Origin of the sequence: Pseudacidovorax intermedius (genome assembly GCF_003350475.1) — a bacterium.
Classification (GTDB): Bacteria; Pseudomonadota; Gammaproteobacteria; order Burkholderiales; family Burkholderiaceae_C; genus Xenophilus; species Xenophilus intermedius.
The window spans coordinates 1334614-1352324 of record NZ_QQAV01000001.1; the positions used below are offsets into that span (position 1 = coordinate 1334614).

14 protein-coding genes are annotated in these 17711 nt (G+C 70.9%); 6 read left to right on the top strand and 8 right to left on the bottom strand.

Annotated elements, in window-relative coordinates:
* Window positions 1-183: 183 nt before the first annotated feature.
* From DFR41_RS05980 to DFR41_RS05990, 3 genes are all read right to left on the bottom strand, one after another.
* Window positions 184-939: a TetR/AcrR family transcriptional regulator gene (locus tag DFR41_RS05980; protein WP_170159315.1), complete on the bottom strand. Its 756-nt coding sequence runs from the start codon at window positions 937-939 to the stop codon at window positions 184-186.
* A 125-nt stretch (window positions 940-1064) separates the two neighbouring features.
* On the bottom strand, window positions 1065-1652 hold the full coding sequence (locus tag DFR41_RS05985; RefSeq protein WP_211322551.1) for a nucleotidyltransferase family protein: 588 nt from the start codon (window positions 1650-1652) through the stop codon (window positions 1065-1067).
* Window positions 1649-2530: a BUD32 family EKC/KEOPS complex subunit gene (locus DFR41_RS05990; RefSeq protein ID WP_114802022.1), complete on the bottom strand. Its 882-nt coding sequence runs from the start codon at window positions 2528-2530 to the stop codon at window positions 1649-1651. The genes DFR41_RS05985 and DFR41_RS05990 overlap by 4 nt, the downstream gene beginning before the upstream one ends.
* Before the next feature lie 104 nt (window positions 2531-2634).
* Between DFR41_RS05990 and DFR41_RS05995 the strand changes: the two genes are divergently transcribed.
* The 4 genes from DFR41_RS05995 (at window position 2635) to ligD (ending at window position 8326) form a co-directional block, all read left to right on the top strand.
* Window positions 2635-3426 carry a YecA/YgfB family protein gene (locus tag DFR41_RS05995; RefSeq protein ID WP_114802023.1) on the top strand — a complete coding sequence of 264 codons (792 nt, stop codon included), beginning with the start codon at window positions 2635-2637 and terminating at the stop codon, window positions 3424-3426.
* Window positions 3427-3651: 225 nt separating this feature from the next.
* Window positions 3652-4452 carry an SDR family oxidoreductase gene (locus tag DFR41_RS06000; RefSeq protein ID WP_114802024.1) on the top strand — a complete coding sequence of 267 codons (801 nt, stop codon included), beginning with the start codon at window positions 3652-3654 and terminating at the stop codon, window positions 4450-4452.
* A gap of 92 nt (window positions 4453-4544) precedes the next feature.
* Window positions 4545-5531 (top strand): non-homologous end joining protein Ku, encoded by a 987-nt coding sequence (gene ku / locus DFR41_RS06005; RefSeq protein WP_114802025.1) that lies wholly within the window; start codon window positions 4545-4547, stop codon window positions 5529-5531.
* A complete protein-coding gene (gene ligD / locus DFR41_RS06010; protein WP_114802026.1) occupies window positions 5528-8326 on the top strand; it encodes a DNA ligase D in 2799 nt (932 codons plus the stop codon). The genes ku and ligD overlap by 4 nt, the downstream gene beginning before the upstream one ends.
* Here the strand turns inward: ligD and DFR41_RS06015 are convergent.
* Window positions 8316-9134 carry a transglutaminase-like domain-containing protein gene (locus tag DFR41_RS06015; protein ID WP_017761438.1) on the bottom strand — a complete coding sequence of 273 codons (819 nt, stop codon included), beginning with the start codon at window positions 9132-9134 and terminating at the stop codon, window positions 8316-8318. The genes ligD and DFR41_RS06015 overlap by 11 nt on opposite strands.
* A 300-nt stretch (window positions 9135-9434) precedes the next feature.
* Between DFR41_RS06015 and DFR41_RS27655 the strand changes: the two genes are divergently transcribed.
* Window positions 9435-9584 carry a hypothetical protein gene (locus DFR41_RS27655; RefSeq protein WP_017761439.1) on the top strand — a complete coding sequence of 50 codons (150 nt, stop codon included), beginning with the start codon at window positions 9435-9437 and terminating at the stop codon, window positions 9582-9584.
* 29 nt (window positions 9585-9613) lie between these two features.
* Window positions 9614-11797, top strand: coding sequence for a catalase HPII (katE, locus tag DFR41_RS06020; RefSeq protein WP_114802027.1), 2184 nt, complete (start codon window positions 9614-9616; stop codon window positions 11795-11797).
* Between the two features lie 284 nt (window positions 11798-12081).
* Here the strand turns inward: katE and DFR41_RS06025 are convergent, their stop codons facing one another.
* From DFR41_RS06025 to DFR41_RS06040, 4 genes are all read right to left on the bottom strand, one after another.
* Window positions 12082-13794, bottom strand: a complete 1713-nt coding sequence (locus tag DFR41_RS06025; RefSeq protein ID WP_342354295.1) for a phosphoethanolamine transferase — start codon at window positions 13792-13794, stop codon at window positions 12082-12084.
* A gap of 22 nt (window positions 13795-13816) precedes the next feature.
* A complete protein-coding gene (gene fumC / locus DFR41_RS06030) occupies window positions 13817-15208 on the bottom strand; it encodes a class II fumarate hydratase (RefSeq protein ID WP_114802028.1) in 1392 nt (463 codons plus the stop codon).
* 63 nt (window positions 15209-15271) lie between these two features.
* Window positions 15272-16444, bottom strand: coding sequence for an ABC transporter permease (locus tag DFR41_RS06035; protein WP_114802029.1), 1173 nt, complete (start codon window positions 16442-16444; stop codon window positions 15272-15274).
* On the bottom strand, window positions 16444-17649 hold the full coding sequence (locus DFR41_RS06040) for an ABC transporter permease (protein ID WP_114802030.1): 1206 nt from the start codon (window positions 17647-17649) through the stop codon (window positions 16444-16446). Before DFR41_RS06040 ends, DFR41_RS06035 begins: the two co-directional genes overlap by 1 nt.
* Between the last annotated feature and the right edge of the window lie 62 nt (window positions 17650-17711).

The following is a 17711-nucleotide window of genomic DNA, read 5'->3' on the forward strand; positions in this document are numbered from 1 at the left end:
GTGGCTAGCGCTGCACCCCACCCCGGGGCCACATGAAACCGGCGCATCAGTAACGATCAAATGGCCGCGGAGCAGGCCAAGCCAGGGCACCCACGGAACTGGCTTGGCCAGGCCGTGGGGTGCGCCCCCCTCCAAGCCGAAGGCGACAGAGAGGGGGGAGCCGCGAAGCGGCATGGGGGGTGTTCACGCCTGGATACTGCGCAGAACGACCTCGCAGATATGCGCGCGCCAGCCGGCCCGGCGCGGGCGGCTCATCAAATCCACGCCCATCCAGGCTGAGCAGGTGTACTGGTTGGAGATGTAGAAGAAGCCGAGCGACATGATGCTCATGAGCACATGCTCGGCCTTCACGTCGCGGCGGAACACGCCCTGGGCCTGGCCGGCCGACAGGATCTCGGCCACCGTCTCCACCAGCGGGAAGGAGGTGCGCCCCACCTGCTGCGACTGGCGGATGTGCCGGCCGCGCAGCAGGTTCTCGTTCATGATCACGCGCACCAGGTCGGGGTTGGCCACGTAGTGGTCCCAGGCATGCTCGATCAGCTGGCGCATGCCGGCCACCGGGTCGGGCGGCAGCACGAAATCGCGCTGCGCGCCGATCATCTCGGCATAGAGCTTCTCCAGCACCGCCTGGTAGAGCCGCTCCTTGTTGCCGTAGTAGTAGTACAGCATGCGGTCCACCGTGCCGGCCTGCTTGCTGATGCGCTCGATGCGCGCGCCGGCAAAGCCGTGCTCCGCGAACTCGGCGACGGCGGCGGCCAGGATGCGATGCTCGATCTGTTCCTCGGGCTCGCGCACGCGCATGCGTCGCGTGGGGCCGCCAGGGGCCGGGGCGGCCAGCGGCGCCGCGGGTGGCGGCGCTGCCGTCGCATCGGCCGGCGCGGCGGCAGCGGCGGTCCGGCGCGTCTTCTTGGCGGGCGATTGGGTGTTCTTGGCAGGCACGGTGCCGGGCGGTGTCGGGGGACGGGAAGGAGGCGGATTCTCGCGCAGGCCGGTGGTCCGCCCGGGTGCGCGTGATGGCGTCGCAACGGCCCTGCGCGATGGTGGCGCTGCCGCCTGCTCCCCGCTCACGGCAACGACGCCGGCGCGACCTGCAGCCATGGCCACCGCGCCCGGTACGAGGCCGCCTTGCGCTCATACAGCGCCGCGTGCGGCACCAGCGGGTTCATCGCCAGCGTGCCCGCATACAGACCGTCCAGCCCGTACGGCGCATACAGCCGGCCGGGCGCGATGCCGACGCAGGTCGCAGGGATCAGGAAGCGGTCGATGCCGTCGCGGCTGCTGTGCAGGCGCGGGTACGGCTGGCCGAAATGCGCTTCGTACCAGAGGTGCACGCGGGCCTGGTTGCAGGCCTCCAGCGTGATGCCCTGGTCGGCGAACAGGGCATCCACGCGCCGCTGTACGGCCTGCTCCCCGGCCGCGGACAGGTCGTCGGGGTCGAAGTAGAAGAGGTCGTAGTCCTTGATGTCCGCGGCCGGCGGGCGTCCTGATCGCTGGTTCCAGACGGTCTGGAACAGGCAGCCGGCCACCAGCCAGCCGTCCGGCAGGGCCAGGGCGTCCCAGCGCGCCAGGATGCAGGCGTTGTGCGGGTTGCGCAGCACGTCGGCAAGGAAGCGCGCTTCCAGTGCCGCGTCCGGCCCGGGCCGCACCGTCATGCGGCGTGCCAGCGCCCCAGCAGCACCGCCGCGGCGCGCACGCGCTGCGTGTCGCGGCCCCAGCGGCGGCCTTGGGGCAGGTGCCGCAGCCAGCGCATGCGGCGGGCCGCCTCGGCCACGCGCTCGCGCACGCCGGGCTCGGCCGCGGCCATGGCCGCCTGCCAGTGCGCCGCGGCGGCCTGCGGGCCGGCGGCGAGGATCAGCGCGCCGGTGGAATGCAGGTAGCTCAGCCAGTCGCGGGCCTGGCACTGGTCGGTGGGCAGCGTGGCGCCGGGGTCGTCCTCGAAGTCGATGAAGCCGATCTCGCCGTCGGGGCACAGCACCATGTTGCGGGCGAAGGCCTGGCTCAGGTACTGGCCGCGGGCATGCACCCGGGCGATGGCCTCCAGGCCCTGCGCCCAGGCGGCCAGCAGCACGGCCGGGCCCTGGGTGGCGGCCTGCTCCAGGCGTTCCATCAGCATGGCGGCACTGCGGCCGCTGCCGGCCAGGTCGCTGATCAGCAGGCCCTCGGGCTGCTCGGCCAGCACCTGCGGCACGCGCAGGCCGCTGGCGGCCAGGCTGCGCAGGCGCGCGGCCTCGATGGCGATGGCCGCCGCGCCGCCCGGGTTGGGCACGGGCGTCAGCACCTCCAGCCGCAGCGTGCGGGCGATGAGCGACAGTAGCCGATAGCGCAGCGGGCCATGGCGCGGGCCGGCCTTCTTGAGCCAGACGCGCCGGTCGTCCAGCCGGTGGTCGGCCACGCTGCGCGCCTGCTTCGGCAGCATCTCGCGCAGGAACGCATGCGGGTCGCGCCGGGGCGGGGCCTCGCCGCCGCCGGCGTCGTCGCGGCGGGAGGAGGAGGACGAGGAACGTCGGAAGGAGGGGCGGAGCGCTGCCATGAAAACGGAAATCGGCCGGGCCGGCCGCAGGGCCGCCAGAGGCGCTCGCCGGCCGGCGGCCCGGTGTGCTGCATCATAGGGGGCATTCCCCGACACCTTTTCCCATGACTTCCGACACCCCCCAGCCGGCCGAAGTCGGCACCGCTGCCGCCCTGCCTCCCCTGACGCCCGAGGACTTCGACGCCCTGGACGACGCGCTCGACGCGATGCGCGAGCACGACGAGGACATCCCCCAGTGGGAGTTCTGCGATGGCTTCATGGCCGCGCTGGTCTGCACCCGCCGCGTGGTCGAGCCCAGCGAATACTGGCCGGCCCTCTTCGGCCCCGGCTTCTCGCCCGCCCAGCACATGGAGTTCGTCTGGCGCTGGAAGCGCCGCTGGCACGAGATGCAGACCGCCCTCGACGCGGCCGACGTGCAGTCGCTGGACGATGATCGCTGTTTCCAGCCCGAGTGCCTGGACCTGCGCGGCGCCATCGCCGCCCTGCCGCCCGAGGAGCGCGCCGAAGCGCCCGAGGGCGAACTGCCGTCCTTCGCCCAGGTCTGGGCCCTGGGTTTCCTGGCCGCGGTGGAGCAATGGTCCGAGGACTGGGCAGCGCCGCGCGACAAGGAAGTGGCCGAGATGCTGGCCGACGGCCTGGACTGCATCGAGACCCTGGCCCAGGACGACACCCACCCGCCCGCGCTGTCGATGTACGCCGAAGACGGCCCGCCCACCGTCAGCCAGCAGCGGCTGGAGGACTTCGGCGAAGCCATCTGGGCCGTCTACGACCTGCGCCAGCTGTGGCGCAGCCTGGGCCCGCGCGTGCAGGCCGCGCGCCGCGCCGACGAGCCCGGCCGCAACGACCCCTGCCCCTGTGGCAGCGGCAAGAAGTACAAGAAGTGCCACGGCAGTTGAGTCCACCCCCGTTGCTTGCTCACTTCGTGTAGCCGCCTCCCCCCTCAAGGGGGCGCACCCGGCGGCCCGGCGAAGCCGGTTCCGCGGGTGCCCCGCGCATGGCCTGCTCCGCGGCCGCCGGTCGTGAACGGCACGTGCAACGACAGTGCCGTGACACCGCAGCAACGGGCAGGGACATTGCCGGCGGTCGTTTGACAGTTCGCGCCCGAGGCGCAGGATGCGGCCATGGACCTCGAACTCGCCGGCAAACATGTCTTGATCACGGGCGGCAGCAAGGGCATCGGCCTGGCCTGCGCACGGGGATTTCTGCAGGAGGGCGCGCGCGTCAGCCTGGTGGCCCGCCATGAGGCGGGGCTGGTCGACGCGGCGCTGGCACTGACCGACGCCCGGGCCGATGCGGCCCGCATGGTCGCCACCTTCGCGGCCGACCTGAGCGACCCGCAGGCCGCCATCGCGGTGCTGGACCGGATCGAGAAATCCCACGGCCCGGTCGACGTGCTGGTCAACTCGGCCGGCGCCGCGCGCCGGACGCCGGCCGAGGAACTCGAGGCCGCCCATTGGCAGGCGGCCATGCAGGCCAAGTACTTCACCTACATCCACATGATGGACCCGCTCATCAAGCGCATGGCCGCGCGGGGGCATGGGGCCATCGTCAACGTGGTGGGCGCGGGCGGCAAGGTGGCCAGTCCCATCCACCTGCCGGGCGGTTCGGCCAATGCCGCGCTGATGCTCGCCAGCGTGGGCCTGGCCAATGCCTATGCGGGCAAGGGCGTGCGGGTGAACGTGGTGAACCCCGGCCTCACCGCCACTGAGCGGCTGCAGGAAGGCCTCAAGGCCCAGGCCGCGCAGCAGGGTGTCTCGCCCGAGGAGGCGCTGGCGCAATCCACGGCCAAACTGCCGCTCGGCCGCATCGCCGAGGCGCGCGAGGTGGCCGATGCGGTGCTTTTCCTGGCCTCGGCGCGGGCCAGCTACGTCACCGGCGCGGTGCTGGCGATGGATGGCGCGGTCACGCCCATCGTGGTGTAGGCGCCGCACGGCGGCCGGCGGCTTCTTCCTCCTACAGGCCGTGCCCTGCCGGCCCGCATAGGCTGGCGCTCCCCCGCACGGAGAGCCCTGCCATGCCCGCATCCAGCCCGCGCGTCCTGTGGAAGGGCGCCATCAGCTTCGGTCTCGTCCACATCCCGGTGGCGCTGTACTCGGCCACGCAGGACGGCAGCATCGATTTCGACTGGCTGGACAAGCGCACCATGGACCACGTGGGCTACAAGCGCATCAACAAGAAGACGGGCAAGGAGATCGCCCGCGAGAACATCGTGCGTGGCGTCGAATGGGAGGACGGCCAGTACGTGGTGCTGACCGACAAGGAGATCGCGGACGCCTATCCGCGCACGCTGCAGACCATCGAGATCGAGCGCTTCGTGCCGGCGGATGGCATCCCCTTCATCCACCTCGACCGGCCCTACTACACCGCGCCCATCCAGCGCGGCGCCAAGGTGTATGCCCTGCTGCGCGAAGCCTTGGTGCGCACCGGGCGCATCGGCGTGGCGCGGGTGGTGATCCAGACCAAGGAGCACCTGGCGGCGCTGGTGCCCGCGGGGCCGGGGCTGGTGCTCAACCTGCTGCGCTGGGGCGCGGACATCCGCTCCTGGGAAGGCCTGCCGCTGCCCGATGCCGATGCGCGCAAGGCCGGCGTCAACGACCGCGAGCTGAAGATGGCCGAGCAACTGATCGACGACATGTCGGGCGAGTGGAACCCCGAGGAGTACGAGGACCGCTTTCGCGACCGCATCATGGCGCTGGTCGAGCGCAAGGCCGAGGCCGGTCAGGCGCAGGACGTCGCCAAGCTGGAGCCTCAGGAGCAGGCAAGCTCCGGCGCCAAGATCCTGGACCTGACCGAGCTGCTGCAGCGCAGCCTGCGGGGTGGGAAGGGCCGAGCGGCGGCCAAGGACCACGAAGACGACGAGGCGGACGAGGGCGAGGACGAGGGCAACACGCGCACCAAGGCCGCTGCAGGCAAGCGCGCTGCCGCCAAGGCACCCGCCAAGCGAGCCGCCGCCAAGTCCGCGCCCGCCCGCAAGACGGCACCGCGCCGCAAGGCGGCATGAGCGTCGCCCGCAAGACGGTCCGCAAGGCGGCCCGTACCGCGACCCGCAGGACTTCTGTGCCCAGTGGTGGCAAGGCGCGGCCTGCGGGCACGGACGCCGCCCAGGCCCTGGCCGACTACCACCGCAAACGCGACTTCCAGCGCACCCCCGAGCCCCGCCACGGCGGCGCGCCGGGTGTCGAGGCCCTGGCCTTCGTGGTGCAGAAGCACGACGCCACGCGGCTGCATTACGACTTCCGGCTGGAGCTGGACGGCACCCTCAAGAGCTGGGCCGTGCCCAAGGGCCCCTGCCTCGATCCCACGGTCAAGCGCATGGCGGTGGAGGTGGAGGACCACCCCATCGCCTACGGCGACTTCGAGGGCCGCATTCCTGAAGGCCAATACGGCGCCGGCACGGTGATCGTGTGGGACCGCGGCACTTGGGCGCCCGAAGGCGACGCCCGTGCCGGCCTGCGCGCCGGCAAGCTCAGCTTCACGCTGCAGGGCCACAAACTGCAAGGCCGCTGGACGCTGGTGCGCATGCACGGCAAGGACGAGAAGAAGCCCAGCTGGCTGCTGATCAAGGACGAGGACGCCGCGGCCCGGCCACTCGCCGACTACGACGTGACCGAGGCCGAGCCGGACAGCGTGCGCCACATCGGCCAACCCGAGGCCGACCCCGTCGCCGAGCCGGCAGAACCCGACGCCCCGGCCGCCAGCAAGCCTGCCGTCCGCGGCCAGAGCAAAGCCGCCACCCAACGCGCCGACGCCACAGCCAGGAAGGGAAGGCCGAAGGACGCCGAAGAGGCGCACCTCCCGGGCGTGGCCGCCGCGTTGCCCGACACCCTCGCCCCCCAACTCGCCGTGCTGGCCGACGGCCCGCCGCCCGAGCCTGCGCAATGGGCCTGGGAGCTCAAGTTCGACGGCTACCGCCTGCTCACCCGCATCGATGGCCGTGGCCGCATTCGCTGCTTCACCCGCAACGGCCACGACTGGACCGACCGCCTGCCTGAGCTGGCGCGCGCGCTGGCGCAGCTGCCGGTGCGCAATGCCTGGCTCGACGGCGAGATCGGCGTGCTGGGCGCGAACGACGCGCCCGACTTCCAGGCCCTGCAGAACGCCTTCGACCTGCAGGCCACGGCGCCCATCGTCTACTGGCTGTTTGACGCGCCCTTCGTGGGCGGGCGCGATCTGCGTGACGAGCCGCTGACGCTGCGGCGCGAAGCCTTGCGCGCCATCTTCGACGCTGGCGAGCTGCCGCCCTCGCTGCGCTTCAGCGAGGCCTTCGACGCCACGCCGCGCGACCTGCTGGCCTCTGCGGCCGGCATCGGATTCGAGGGCATCGTCGGCAAGCGGCTGGACAGCCCCTACCTCGGCGGCCGTTCGCCGGCGTGGATCAAGCTCAAGCACCAGTTGCGGCAGGAGTTCGTCATCGGCGGCTACACCGCACCGCGCGGCAGCCGCAGCGGCTTCGGCGCGTTGCTGTTGGGCGTGTACGACGAACAGGGTGAGTTGAAGCACGCCGGCAATGTTGGCACCGGCTTCGACCAGCGGCGCCTGGCGGAGATGCATGCGCAGCTGCAGGCACTCGACCAGGACGAGTGCCCCTTCACGCCGCGGCCGGCGGGCGAGAAGGCGCAGTGGGTGCGGCCTGAGCTGGTCGCGGAGGTGGCCTTCGGCCAGTGGACGCGCGAAGGCAAGGTGCGGCAGGCCGTCTTCCAGGGCCTGCGCAGCGACAAGCCGGCGCGGCAGATCGTTCGGGAGCAGGCAATGGATCCAGTGAGCGCCGCCAAGGCGGCACCCCAGGCCTCAGGAAAGGCCGACAAGGCGAGTTCCGCGGCAAAACCAGCGGCCGCTGCGGCGGCCAAGGGAAAGGCTGCGGCTTCGGTCCGTGGCCGCAAGTCCACCACCGCGGCAAAGTCCGACGACGCGCTGCCCGGCGACCTGCGCGTGACCCATGCCGACCGCGTGATCGACCGCGCCAGCGGCGCCACCAAGGGCGAGGTCATCGCCTATTACGCGCAGGTCGCACCGCTGATGCTGCCGCACCTGCGCGGCCGCCCCGTGTCCCTGGTGCGGGCGCCCGACGGCGTGGGCGGCGAGCTGTTCTTCCAGAAGCATGTGCAGAACGCACCGCTGCCCGGCGTGCGCCTGCTCGATCCCGCGCTGGACCCGGGCCACGAGCCGCTGCTGCAGATCGACAGTGCCAAGGGCCTGCTGTCCGCCGCGCAGATGAACACGCTCGAATTCCACACCTGGAACGGCCATTCGCGCGGGCTGGACAAGCCCGACCGCATGACCTTCGACCTCGACCCGGGCGAGGGCGTCTCCTGGGCGCATGTGCAGGAGGGTGCCTTGCTGATGCGCACGCTGCTGCAGGAGCTGGGCCTGGACGGCCTGCTCAAGACCAGCGGCGGCAAGGGCCTGCATGTGGTGGTGCCGATCCGGCGCCAGCATGGCTGGGACACCGTCAAGGACTTCTCGCGCGCCGTGGTGCAGCACCTGGCCCGCACGCTGCCCGAGCGCTTCGTGGCCAAGAGCGGCCCGAAGAACCGCGTGGGCCGCATCTTTGTCGACTACCTGCGCAACGGCTTCGGCGCCACGACGGTGAGCGCCTGGTCGGTGCGCTCCCGGCCGGGCCTGGGCGTGTCGGTGCCGGTTGCGTGGGACGAGTTGCCCACCCTGACCAGCGGCGCGCACTGGACGCTGGCCAGCGTCGGCGAGCGGCTTTCGACCGGCAACGCCCCCTGGGATAAGCCTCCCCTGCCCAACCAGGGCCTGGCCCGGGCCATGCAAGTGCTGGGTTTCAGCCCCTGACTTCCTCGGTGATCACGTCGAAACGGTTGAGCTGGTGCTGGCCGAACACCATGGTGATCGGCACATCGGCGGCATCGCGACCGCGGGCGATGACCACGCGGCCGATGCGCGGAATGTTGTGGCGGGCATCGAAGGTGTGCCAGCGGCCGCCCAGGTAGACCTCGAACCAGGCGCTGAAGTCCATGGGGTAGGGCACCGGCGGCACGCCGATGTCGCCCAGGTAGCCCGTGACGTAGCGGGCCGGAATGTTCATGCAGCGACACAGCGCCACCGCCAGGTGCGCATAGTCGCGGCACACGCCCACGCCCTGGCGCCAGCCGCCCAGCGCCGTGCGGCCGGCATCGGCGCAGCCGTAGTCGAAGCGGATGTGGTGGTGCACCCAGTCGCAGATGGCCTGCACCCGGGCCCAGCCCAGCGGCGTCTGGCCGAATTGGGCCCAGGCGAAGGCCAGCAGTTCGCTGTCCACCTCGCAATAGCGGCTGGGCAGCAGGAAGGCCAGCGTCTGGGGCGGCAGCTCGTCCACCGGATGTTGCAGCGCGCCCCAGTCCTGCTGGTCGGGCCAACCCGGATCGTGGATGGTGGCCTGTCCGTGCAGCCGCAGCCGGTGCTGACCGGCCGGCACGCGTACGCGGGCGCAACGGTTGCCGAAGCCGTCCACATAGTGGTCGGTCCAGAAGGGGGGATCGACCACCGGATGCTCCGGCGCGACGAGATCGTGCGCGCGGTCGGGGTGCACCTGCAGCAGGTAGACCACGGCGGTGGGTCCAGCCAGGGCCAGTTCGATGTCGTAGCCGATGCGGATGAGCATGGGAGGAGGGCGGGCCTTCGTCCAGGGTGGACTGTCGCGGCGCGGGTGCGTGAGCCTAGACGGCCTTGCACCGTTCGTGCCACAGGCCTTCGCGCCCCGCCGTGTAGGCGTGCGCCGCGCGTCGGCCATGTCCTACCTCGTCGGGCTCGGCGCTCCCACATCTGCCGGCGTGGCGTCACTACGCGTCCGGCGGAACCGCGGGCCTACGCTTTGTCACATTCGCGGCCCACCTGTCAGGGGCATGCCTCGCACGAAGCGGCCTGCGTCCCCACCCAACTTCCTTCTCGAAGCAGGATTCCCATGGAACTGACCTCTGCCCTTGTCAGCGCACTCAACAGCGCCTGGCTGGACGAATTCCTGGTCTGGGGCGTCGCCGGAATGACCGCCGTGATCGCCCTGGTCGCCCTGGTCAACGCCGTCGACGTGTTCCTCGACAACGAAGCCGGCTGAGCGGCCCCACCTCCTTCTCCACGCACCCGATGCCCACCAAGAGCAAGTCCCCCGCCCCGCGCCGCGGCCGTACGGCCGAGACCACGAACGCCAAGATCGAGCAGCTGGCCGGCACCACCGCCGAGCTGCCGCTGCCGCACCTGAGCACCAACCAGGGGACGCGGATCGCGGACAACCACAACTCGCTCAAGGCGGGCGTGCGGGGCCCGACGCTGCTCGAAGACTTCATCCTGCGCGAGAAGATCACGCACTTCGACCACGAGCGCATTCCCGAGCGGGTGGTGCATGCACGTGGCAGTGCGGCGCACGGCTACTTCCAGGTCTACAAGTCGATGTCGCAATTCACGCGCGCCGGCCTGCTGAACGACCCCTCGCTGAAGACGCCGGTGTTCGTGCGCTTCTCCACCGTGGCGGGCGGCTCCAGCTCGGCCGACACGGTGCGCGACGTGCGCGGCTTCTCGGTCAAGTTCTACACGCAGGAAGGCATCTGGGACCTGGTGGGCAACAACATCCCGGTGTTCTTCATCCAGGACGCGATGAAGTTTCCGGACCTGGTCCATGCCGTCAAGCAGGAGCCGCACCACGGCATGCCGCAGGCAGCCAGCGCGCACGACACCTTCTGGGACTTCGCCTCGCTGATGCCCGAGACCACCCACATGCTGATGTGGGCGATGAGCGACCGCGCCATTCCGCGCAGCCTGCGCATGATGCAAGGCTTCGGCGTGCACACCTTCCGCCTGATCAACAGCCGGGGCGACGCGCACTTCGTCAAGTTCCACTGGAAGCCCAAGCTGGGCAGCCATGCCCTGGTCTGGGACGAGGCGCAGAAGATCGCCGGCAAGGACCCGGACTTCCACCGCCGCGACCTGTGGGAAGCCATCGAGAACGGCGACTTCCCCGAGTGGGAGCTGGGCATGCAGCTGATCCCGCAGGACAAGGAGCATTCGCTGGGCTTCGACCTGCTGGACCCGACCAAGCTGATCCCGGAAGAGATGGTGCCCGTCACGCCCGTGGGCAAGATGGTGCTCAACCGCAACCCCGACAACTTCTTCGCCGAGACCGAGCAGGTGGCCTTCCACCCGGGCCATGTGGTGCCGGGCATCGACTTCAGCAACGACCCGCTGCTGCAGGGCCGGCTGTTCAGCTACACCGACACGCAGCTGTCCCGCCTGGGTGGCCCCAACTTCCACGAGTTGCCGATCAACCGCGGCGTGTGCCCCTTCCACAACTTCCAGCGCGACGGCATGCACCGCCAGACCATTTCGCGCGGGCAGGTGGCGTATGAGCCGAACTCGCTGGGCAATGGCTCGGAGTTCCGGGTCGATGGCGACAGCGAAGGCTTCCAGACCTATCCCGAGACGGTCGAATCGCCCAAGGTGCGGCGCCGCAGCGAGAGCTTCGACGACCACTTCACGCAAGCGCGGCTGTTCTTCAACAGCCAGACGGCGGTGGAGAAGGAGCACATCATTGCGGCCTTCCGCTTCGAATTGTCGAAGGTGGACGTGCCCGCCGTGCGCCAGCGCATGGTGGACAACCTGGCCCATGTGGACGAAAAGCTGGCCCGCCGCGTGGCCGAGCCGCTGGGCATCGAGTCGCCCGACGCCAAGGCCGCGGCCGGCCAGGCCGGCTACCGCGAGGCGCGCATCAACCTGCCGATCGAGGAGTCGCCCGCGCTGAGCATGATCGGCACCGGTGACGGCAGCATCAAGACGCGCAAGATCGCGATCCTGGTGAGCGACGGCGTCGACTCGGCATCGCTCAAGCCGATCCGCGAGGCGCTGGAGTCGGCGGGTGCGATGTGCAAGGTGGTGGGTCCGCGTCTGGGCAGCGTCACGAGCGCATCGAAGCGGCAGGTCGAGGTGGATGCCACCTTCACCAACATGCCGTCGGTGATGTTCGACGCGGTGCTGGTGCCGGCGGGCACCGAGAACGCCAAGACGCTGATGGCCAATGGCGAGGCGCAGCATTTCGTGCTGGAGGCCTTCAAGCACCTGAAGTCCATCTGCGTGGTGGGTGAGGGGGCGCAGCTTCTCGCTTCGGTCGGTGTGGAAGAGGGCAAGACCGACGCGCCGGCCGGTGTGGTGGTCGCCGCGACCCCTGCGCAGCAGTTGGGCGAGAACGAAGAGGCGCAGGGCATTGCGCAGACCTTCGTCGCTGCGATTGCCAAGCACCGGCACTGGGACCGTGCGGGGGTGGAGGCTGTGCCGGCCTGAGTCTGCTCTTCGCCGGTCTTCACGCAAGGGTCAATGCGGCTGTGGTCGCGTTGGCCCTTTTTGCTTTGCAGTGGTCGGTGTGGGTGCTTGGTGTTGTGTGGTCCGTGGTCCGGCCCTGGTGCCGGTGAGGGCGTGTCGGCGCTTCAAGTGGGGCGGTCGGCGCCGCGCGCCGACTTCCCTGCGGTGCTCGGACAGACGGGCCGACCGACCCCGTATGAGCCCGCGCACCCTGAGCCCGACACCACCGCGCACCCCGAAGCATCGCCGAAGCAGCAGCGACGATCTCAATCCAGATACGACCGCACTTTCACCGGCAGCACCGGCGCCTCCCACCGGTAGTCGTCCGCCAGAACGTCGCGCCCGGCAACCTGGCCCTTCCACTGCAGCGCCAGCAGGTCCGCGACCGTCCAACCCAGCCAGTCCGCACGAAACGGTCGCTCCGAAACGGAAGCCTCATCGGCCGGCAACTGGTTGCGCCACACGATGGCCGGAATGCGGTAGCCAGAGGCCGTGCTCGGACTGTGGCCCACATGGTCGCTGCCATGGCCCACTTCCTGGCCGTGGTCGGAGACATAGAACCAGGCCCGGTACTCGGCCAGTCTGCCCACCGTGCGCGTGAGCTGCAGCGTCTCGGCCACCACGAAGTCGTGATACAGCAGGGCGTTGTCGTAGTCCTGGCGAAAGCGCCGCACCCATGCCGGGCGGCCCTGGGCGATCAGGCCCGATTCGACCGCGTCCACCGTGTCGTCGAAGGGGTTCTCCTGCGTGCCCGGAAAGCGCAGCCGGTAGTGCGGATGGGCGCCCAGCAGGTGCACCACGATCAGCTTGCGCTCGGCCGGATCCTCCAGCGCTTCCTGCACGCAGTCGAGCAGTTCGCCGTCCAGCGAGGCGCTGGCGCGGCCCGGCACGCGGTTGACGATCTCCACCTCGTCGGCGAGGCGCGCATGCTGCTGCTCGATGGCCACATCGTCGTGGTTGCTCATCCACCAGACCTTGTAGCCGGCGGCGCGCGCCAGCGGCAGCAGGTGCTGCGCGTCGGCGGCCGTGGGCTGACCGAATCGCATCATGTTGGCCATGGCCGGCAGCGTGCTGGCGTCCACCGACCAGGCGTGGCGCAGCACCGTCATCTGCTGCGGCTCACGCCGCTGCGCGGCGGCCAGACGCGGCGTGGTGTTGCGGCCGTAGCCGTACAGCCCCAGGTTGTCGCGGTTGATGCTGTCGGTGATGACCAGCACCACCGTCGACGGGCCAGCGCGCATCACCTGTGGCGCCGCCGCATGGGCATGCTGCAGGGCGGCGTCGCGCATGCGCTGCTGATCGGCCCAGGCGGTGCGCAGGTCGCGCGCATCGTCGGCCCATTGCGTCCAGAAGACGACCGGGTGCAGCCGCCGCCAGGGCTTGCTGGCATGGGCGAGAGCGCCGAAGGCGAAGGCCAGCAGCAGCAGGGCGAGCCAGGCCCGGTGCGGTGCTGCCTCGATCTCGGGCGGCGTGCCCGCTGCACCGCCATCGATGGCACCGCGTGGCGCGCCGGCGGCCGTGGCGATGCGGCGTCGCCGCCCGTAGGTCGTCAGCCGCCACACGGCATAGCCCGCGGCCCCCAGCACCGCGCACCACAGGGCCGCCGTGCGCCAGTGCATCTGCAGGTACTCGCCGCTTTCCCGCGCATTGGTGTTGGCCAGCGCCCCCAGCACCACCGCGCCGTCGGGCGCGGACTGGTAGGTGTCCAGCAGGTAGGCCCGCACCACGCCGTCGGCCGCAAAGGCCATCACCGCCGCCAGCACCGCCACCCGCCGGGCGCGGTGCACCGCCGTGCTGCGCACCGGCCAGGCCATCCAGGCCAGCGCGGGCAGCAGCAGCACGAGCATCTGCGCCACGCGGCGGCCGTCGTGGCCCAGCACGACGAAGCCGATGGCGATGGCGGCAAGCGCTATGAGCGGCCAGCTGCGGGCGGGCGCTGCGGATCGGCCGGTGCGGCCGGCGGACGAGGGGGCGTTCAAGCGCTGCGCTTCCTGCGTGGGCTCAGCGGCCGGTCATGTTCTCGGGGATGACCCACTGGTCGAACTGCTCGCCCGTCAGGTGCCCCGAGGCGATGGCCGCCTCGCGCAGGCTGGTGCCTTCCTTGTGCGCCTTCTTGGCGATGTAGGCCGCCTTGTCGTAGCCGATGTGCGTGTTCAGGGCCGTCACCAACATCAGCGAGCGGCTCACCAGTTCGGCGATGCGGTCGCGGTTGGGCTCGATGCCCACGGCGCAGTGGTCGTTGAAGCTCACGATGCCGTCGGCCAGCAGGCGCACGCTCTGCAGGAAGTTGTGGGCCACCATGGGACGGAACACGTTCAGCTCGAAGTTGCCCGACATGCCGCCGATGTTGATGGCCACGTCGTTGCCCATGACTTGCGCAGCCAGCATGGTCACGGCCTCGCTCTGCGTCGGGTTGACCTTGCCGGGCATGATCGACGAGCCCGGCTCGTTCTCGGGAATGCTCAGCTCGCCGATGCCGCTGCGCGGGCCGCTCGCCAGCCAGCGCACGTCGTTGGCGATCTTGTTCATGCTGGCCGCCAGCGTCTTGAGCGCGCCATGCGCGTGCACGAAGGCATCGCAGGCGGCCATCACCTCGAACTTGCTCGGCGCCGTCACGAAGGGCAGGCCGGTCAGCCGGGCCAGCTCGGCCGCCACGCCTTCGGCATAGCCCTTGGGCGCGTTCAGGCCGGTGCCCACCGCGGTGCCGCCCAGGGCCAGTTCGCACAGGTGGGGCAGGGCGGCGCGCACATGGCGCTCGTTCTGGTCCAGTTGCGCGACCCAGCCCGAGACCTCCTGACCCAGCGTCAGCGGCGTGGCGTCCTGCAGGTGGGTGCGGCCGATCTTCACGATGTCCATGAAGTCCTCGGACTTCTTCGCCAGCGTGGCGCGCAGCTTGGCGATGGCCGGCAGCAGCTTGTGCGTGAGCGCCTGCACGGCCGCCACGTGCATGGCGGTGGGAAAGACGTCGTTGCTGGACTGGCTGCGGTTGACGTCGTCGTTGGGGTGCACCAGGCGGCCTTCGCCGCGCTGGCCGCCGAGCAGCTCGCTCGCGCGGTTGGCCAGCACCTCGTTGACGTTCATGTTGGTCTGCGTGCCCGAGCCGGTCTGCCAGACGACCAGCGGGAACTCATGCGGATGCTTGCCGGCCAGCACCTCGTCGGCGGCGGCCACGATGGCATCGGTCTTCTTCGCGTCCTGCAGGCCCAGCTGCTGGTTGACCACGGCCGAGGCCCGCTTCACCAGGGCCAGCGCCTGGATGATCTCCAGCGGCTGGCGCTCGCCCGAGATGTCGAAGTTTTGCAGCGAGCGCTGCGTCTGCGCGCCCCACAGGTGGTCGGCGGGGACTTCGATGGGACCGAAGGTGTCTTTCTCGATGCGGGTGCTGGAGCTCATGGCGGCGAGTGTCGGATGGAGGAAGGAAAAGTCCGCCAGTATCCCCCGCGATGAGAGAAATTCTCAACGGCGCGGGTATGGCCCGACGCGCAGCCGTCCCGCCCACAGCAGTCCCGCCAGTGCCAGGCCGAACACCGTGGCCAGCTTGCCCAGCCAGGGCAGCACGTCCGCCAGCGGCGCGCCCATCTGGTTGAGCCGCAGCGAGGCCTGGATGCCCGCCGTGCTGGGCAGCCAGCCGCCCAGCCACTGCAGCGGCATCGGCAGTGCCTCGCTGGGCCAGGAGAAGCCCGAGAGGAAGGCCAGCGGCAGCGAGCTGAACAGGATCACCTGCAGGGCCCGTTCCCGGTCACGGAACCAGCAGCCCAGCAGCAGGCCCAGCGCGCAGACCGTGGGCACGTAGAAGGCCAGCAGCAGTGCGGCCGCAGGCGGATTGCCGCCGCGCGGATAGTCCTGCAGCACGAAGATCCAGCCGAAGAAGAACAGCCCCGTCATGAGCCCGAAGCCCGACAGCGCCGCCAGGCGCCCCAGCCAGGCTGCGGGGCGCGCACGCAGCCGGTCGGCCTCGGCCCAGGTGCCGGCCAGCATGGCGCAGCCCATCAGCAGCGTCTGGTGCAGGATCAGCAGCGCCACCGCCGGCACCACATAGCTGCCGTAGCCCTCGGTCGGGTTGAACAGCGGCACCAGCTGCGTGTTGAGCGGACTTCGGCTGGCCTGGGCCTGCGGCGCGCTCTGGCCGGCGGCCTGCAGGCGGCGGATCTCGATGCCGGCCGACACCGTGCCCACCGCTTCCGAGAAGCCGTAGAGCACCGACTTGTTGAGCAGCGCATAGGCGCCGTTGCCCTCGATGGTCACGCCCGCCGCCGCGCCGCGCACCACGTCGCGCTTGAGGTCGCGTGGCAGCAGCGCGTAGCCCTCGATCTCGCCGCGCCACAGGGCCTGCCGTGCAGCCTGCTCGTCGCCCGTCACCAGCCGCACGTCGATGCGGGGGCTGGCCTGCGCGAAGCGGGTGATCTGCCGCGAGAGGTTGCTGCCGTCCTGGTCCACCACCGCGACGGGCACGCGCGTGACCGCCTCGGTGCCGTAGGGCCAGGGATAGAAGAAGCCGTAGATCACCGGCGCGAGCAGCAGGATCAGCAGCACGCCCGGATCGCGCAGCACGGCCAGGGCCGTGGCGCGCCAGGCGTCGGCGAAGCGCTGCCGGGTGCGGTCGGCGGCGGGCACGTTCTCGTTCGTCATCAGCGCTTGCCCCAGCTCTCGGGCGCCGTCGCCGCGCGGCCGACCAGGCCGGCGCTGGCGGCCAGCAGGGCCAGCGCGGCCACGGCCATCCACAGCGGCGTGGCCATCGAATAGGCCAGCGGCGCGCCCATCTGCAACTGCTCGATCTGCACGCGGGCGTAGTGCGTGTACGGCAGCACCAGCGCCCAGGCGCGCGCCGCCGCGGGCATGGCCACCAGCGGAAAGCCCACGCCGCCGAAGGCGAAGGCCGGCGCGGTGATGAAGCCCGTGCCCGAGAGCGCCGTGCGCAGCGAGCGGGTCAGCGCCGCCAGGAAGGCCCCCATCGCCACCGACAGCCCCAGGAACAGCACCAGCGCCACGCCCACCCATGCCAGCGAGCCGGCCGGGTGCCAGCCCCGCCCGAGCGTGAGGCCCAGCAGCGCCAGCAGCCCGACCATCGACAGCGACAGCCACGGCATCAGCAGCTTGCCGGCCAGCGCTGCGGCTGCCTCGCCCCAGCCGGTGCCGGCCGCCATCCCCGCATTCGCACCCGCGCCCGGCGCGAGCCACTCGCCCAGGCTGTGGTCGCGCAACTCGCGGCCCAGCGTCCACGCACCCGCGGTCATGGCAAAGATGTGCAGCAGCGCCGGGATCAGCGCCGCGCCCAGGAACTGCTCGTAGTTGCTCGACGTATTGAACAGCGCCACCGTGTTGGCCCGCACCGGGTCGAGGTGCGCCCGCGCCGCCGGGGCCGACTCGCCGCGCTTGGCGCGTGCCGTCAGCTCGATGCCGGCCGACACCGTGCCCACGGCCGTGCGCACGTCGCGCTGGATCAGGCTGGAGTGCGTGCCGCGCTGCGCGTTGTGCAGCAGCACCACCTGGCCGGCGCGGCCCTGCTTGAGGTCGCGCGAGAGTTCGCGCGGCAGCCACACCGCCGCATGCACGCGGCCGGCCACCAGCGCGCGGTCCATCTCGGCGGCGTCGGCATATCGCTCGGCCACCTGCAGGCCCGGCGAGGCTTCCAGGAAGCGCTCGATCTGGCGCGAGATGGCCGAATGGTCCTCGTCCAGCACACCGATGGGTAGACGGTTGGGCAGGCCGGCCGAGAAGATCCACCACATCAGGGCGGCGGCCAGGGCCGGCACCCAGCTCACCATGGCCAACTCCCAGGGCTGGCCGGCGAGGCGCCGGGCTTCGCGGCGCAGGCTGCGGGTGAACACGCTCATCGGGCAGAGGTCGCGATGGGGCGCCATGGGCCGTGCGCGTGGCGAAGAGGCATGGCGGCTTC